This window comes from Acinetobacter sp. V2 (assembly GCF_001188385.1).
GTDB lineage: Bacteria > Pseudomonadota > Gammaproteobacteria > Pseudomonadales > Moraxellaceae > Acinetobacter > Acinetobacter oleivorans.
On record NZ_JZFB01000010.1, the window covers coordinates 9,903 to 14,034 of the forward strand.

A 4,132-nucleotide genomic window follows, 5' to 3' on the forward strand; every position below is an offset into this window, starting at 1 on the left:
ATTGCTCTAAGAATAAAATGAATAAGGCCGGTTAGGCCACCATTTAGACCAAGTGCTTATGTTAGAGATAGTTTTAGGCTCAGCATTGATGTATTACTTTGCGACAGAAGCCTTTGAAATAGAAAAAAAGCCGCCGGGAACTGTTTATTATACAGAGACTGCCGATTCACGTAATTTATCATTTCATCGAAATCACATTGAACCCGTCAAGATCAAACCTGCTGTAGAAGATCAGTTCCGTGGAATTGTTCGACAGGCCTATGACTATAGTTGTGGTTCCGCTGCTCTTACAACCTTATTAAATGGGTATGTTGGAACCAGTTTGACTGAACAACAGACGATGAGTGGCCTATTACAGTATGGCGAATATCAACGCATTATTGAGCGTCGAAGCTTCTCATTACTCGATATGAAACGTTTTGTCACAGCAATCGGTTTAGAGAGCGGTGGTTATCGGGGTGAGTTCTCTGATTTAGTAAAACTTGGACAACCTGCAATTGTTCCTATTTCTTATGCTGGGTTTAAACATTTTGTTGTATATAAAGCCTATAAAGACGGGCGAGTCTATGTGGCTGATCCAGCATTAGGCAATATCAGCTTCGATGAAAATCGTTTTAAAGAAATTTGGGATAATAATACTTTATTTGTTATTTCAGTGCCCGAATCTCAGCGTAAAGATCTATTGGCTTTAAAAGATGCAGATATGCGTCATGTAGAGGATGCAACCGTTAACAGATATGCTTTTGTTGACGTGCAATATCCGACATTTAATTATGATCGTTTAGCAAATAAAGCCTCAACCATGAGACGCGTGTTAGATAACGATAATCACTCTGCAACCTATGGACTACCAATAGAAACCTATATGCGTCTTTATTACAAACGTAAATAGTTAAATTTTAATTTAGTAAAATAAATAAATTGGGTGGGAAAAACATGAATAATCGATGGATAAAGATGAGTGTATTGGCCTTAAGTATGAGTGCCATTACAGGGACAATTTATGCTGAGGATCAAGTACAACAAGGACAAATAGGTGGATCGAGCCAAGATGTAAATACAGGTAGCACAGGAAGTTCTACACCTGTAGATACAACAAATTCGAATACAGCTATAGCAGAAAGCACAGTACAGTCGTCTGATACATCTGCAACGGATAATAGCCCAGTACCCGCTAATGAGGGTGGTGCACATCAAGCTGCAACTGCATTACAGAAAAAAGAAGGTGATGCAAGTCAAGAGACGAATTTACAAGAAGTATTTACTTCAAATGAGCGACAATATTCGTTAATTAAAAAAGGCGTCATCTCCTCTTATTACGACCTTGACTACACTTATTATCGTGATACACGAATTGACTTAGCTTTATCAGATAATTCATCTCAACTTAACCGTTTACGTGTCGAAGAAGATGCTAACCATACTTTGACAAATAGTTTTACGGTTCAGTATGGGGTTTTGGACAACTTAACTTTATCAGCAACGCTTCCTTTTGTTGCAAAATCTGAAATTATTCGTGATACGACTACTGCTGGGTTAGGGGATATTTCCCTTGGTGCTCGCTGGGAACCTTTTCCATTAAAACAAGGCCGATTACCATTGGTACTTTTTGGTAGTTTATCTTCTAAGACAGGGGATAGCCCATATGAAATTGGTTTAGATGAGCTATCAACAGGTAAAGGTTACTACTCAGCTGGTGTAGGTGCCAGTACTCGTAAATATATTGATCCAGTTGTTTTATTTGCTTCCGCATCTGCTAACTATGGTTTTAAAGAGTCTGGGTTAAATCAAGCCCGTGGTACACGTACATTAACCTCATTTGACCCTGGAATCAGTGGTGGTTTTTCTTTCGGTTTTGCTTACTCATTTAACTACGATGTATCTCTAACCATGTCATATCAGCAAAGCTTCAATATGAATGCTGAATTCCAGTTTGACAATGGTGACTCATATACGTCTCCAGACCAAAGTAGTGCAATGTTGTCTTTTGCTTTAGGTGTACGTGTTTCACCTGAAACAATTGTTAATGGTACGGTAGGTATTGGTTTAACCGAAGATGCACCGGATATTTCACTTGGTTTATCGTTCCCGTTAGATATTTTAGGTTTTACTAAAAAACAAAAATAAGGAGATATGCAGGTGAAATATCCTAAATTATGTCCTTTAACGGCGGCAATTGTTATCTCCGGTTTTTCTAGCTTTGCCAATGCTCAATTAGGACAAAACCTAGCTGTTGATATTCGTTCACTATCTATGGGGAATGCTGTAACGGCAGATCCTCCAGGGATTAGTGCAGTTCATTTTAACCCAGCAGCACTAGCGAAAATTGATGGGTTACAAACAGATGTACAAGGTATTCTTGCAAACTTTGATATCCAGCGAGAGTTCTCAGCTCCTCCTGGGTACAACATTTTTGGTTATTCAGACGATCCTTTAGTTTGTAATGATGGACCAGAAATTTCTGCCAATATTTGTACAGATTTTAAAGATTCTGTACATGGGGATGTCGAGTATGCAAGCTTATATATACCCATTCTTAAAAAAATGGTTGATTTGGGAGCCGGTTACCCACTTGTTGCTCCTACAGCAGGTATAGCTTATAAGCCACCAGGCTCAAAAGTAACCTTTGCAACGGCAATGTATGCGCCTTTAGTAGCAGGTTTTGGAGCGGAAAATGGCAATCCGGGTAACTATATGGGACAACAGGTTGCTGTAGAGCGTATTACGTATCTATCCCCATCTTTTGGTTTTCAAGTAAATGATCATTTATCAATTGGTGCTTCGATTGGTATGTCATATAACGCGATTGCTTTAAATACCGATTTACGTTTTCCTAATGAAATGATTGGTGTACTGCGTATGGTTGATGAAGTGGTATGTGCACCCTTCAAAGACAATAACGATATGATTACTGATCTGCTGTTATTGGGAATTTGTAATACGAAAGAAGGAATGAATCCATTTAATAAAATGGGAGCATTACAAGTTTCATTAGAACAATCATTAAGCCCTAGCTATAACTTGGGATTGCTTTGGGAGCCGACAGATGATTTTGGCTTTGGTATGGTATATCAAAGTGCTGCCAAGATGCGTCTCAAAGGCAAATACATGATTAATAATGCTAAAGCCCCTCAAGAGTTGGTTCAGGGATTAAACTCATCGGCAACTGGGCAAATTTTAGCTGCCATTCTTGGATTACCAGGATATGTTCCTGATACTGAGTCTGGTTTAGTCGCTATGGATTTAGAATATCCTGCCCATTTTCAGGCAGGTATTAAATATAAGATATTTCCAGATTTACAATTAAACTTTGATGTTGGATGGACTGATTATTCTGCTTGGGATAAGTTTAAATTTGAATTTGATAGACAGATTACATTATTAAAGATTGCCAAACTTCTATCGAATGATGTAACAGATAACTCTTTAGCATTGCCATTAAAGTTTACTTCACCTTGGAGTTGGGGTATTGGTTTAGAGTATTCAGCAACTGATCGTTTGAAGTTACGAGCAGGTTATGAGCCGCGCGCCAGTGCTATTCCTAATGATAAGCGTAATACTATGGTTCCGATCAATAATGCGCAATTATTCGGCTTAGGGGTAGGTTATCGTTTTGATGCTGATACAGATTTAGATCTTTCTGTCGGTTTCTTACGTAGTCGTGACAATATTCCAGCTTGTAGTAGTACTCTATCGAATAAGTGTGGTGTCGATAATATTTTATTAAACCCTTATTCAGGTTTAGATGTAAAAACGAATACAAAAGTCACAGTACTTGGTTTGAGTTATAGAACAAAATGGTAAAACAGTATAAACGGATGTTTAACCCTAATTTCGCTATCTTGACCTTATGTGTTGCGATAGCGAATGTTTCTGTTTCTTATGCAGACGGATTTTATACGATTATAGGTCCCGATGGCCGTCCTATGATTGTGCCTAGTAAAAGAGTTGACCAGAAAAAACAAACCTCCTCTAAAATAGAAGAAACACAACACCAAAATCCAACAACTAATACTATAGTTGTTCCCGCTCAAAAAGTGTTTAAAGAGGAAGCGCGCAATACAGATTCACCAAAAAGAGTAGAACAACAACCACAAAAGAAATTAAATTCTGCACCGACTGCACCGACTGC

3 protein-coding genes and 1 pseudogene are annotated in these 4,132 nt (G+C 38.3%); all 4 read left to right on the forward strand.

Annotation, left to right across the window (positions count from 1 at the left end):
* Positions 1–58 precede the first annotated feature (58 nt).
* On the forward strand, positions 59–892 hold the full coding sequence (locus tag UC75_RS17765) for a C39 family peptidase (protein WP_045437505.1): 834 nt from the start codon (positions 59–61) through the stop codon (positions 890–892).
* Positions 893–936: 44 nt separating this feature from the next.
* Positions 937–2,127 (forward strand): hypothetical protein, encoded by a 1,191-nt coding sequence (locus UC75_RS17770; RefSeq protein ID WP_212771780.1) that lies wholly within the window; start codon positions 937–939, stop codon positions 2,125–2,127.
* A gap of 12 nt (positions 2,128–2,139) precedes the next feature.
* Positions 2,140–3,804 (forward strand): OmpP1/FadL family transporter, encoded by a 1,665-nt coding sequence (locus UC75_RS17775; RefSeq protein WP_049838380.1) that lies wholly within the window; start codon positions 2,140–2,142, stop codon positions 3,802–3,804.
* Positions 3,798–4,132 (forward strand): annotated as a pseudogene (locus tag UC75_RS17780) (protein FilE); the annotation flags it as partial. The gene UC75_RS17775 and the pseudogene UC75_RS17780, both read left to right, overlap by 7 nt.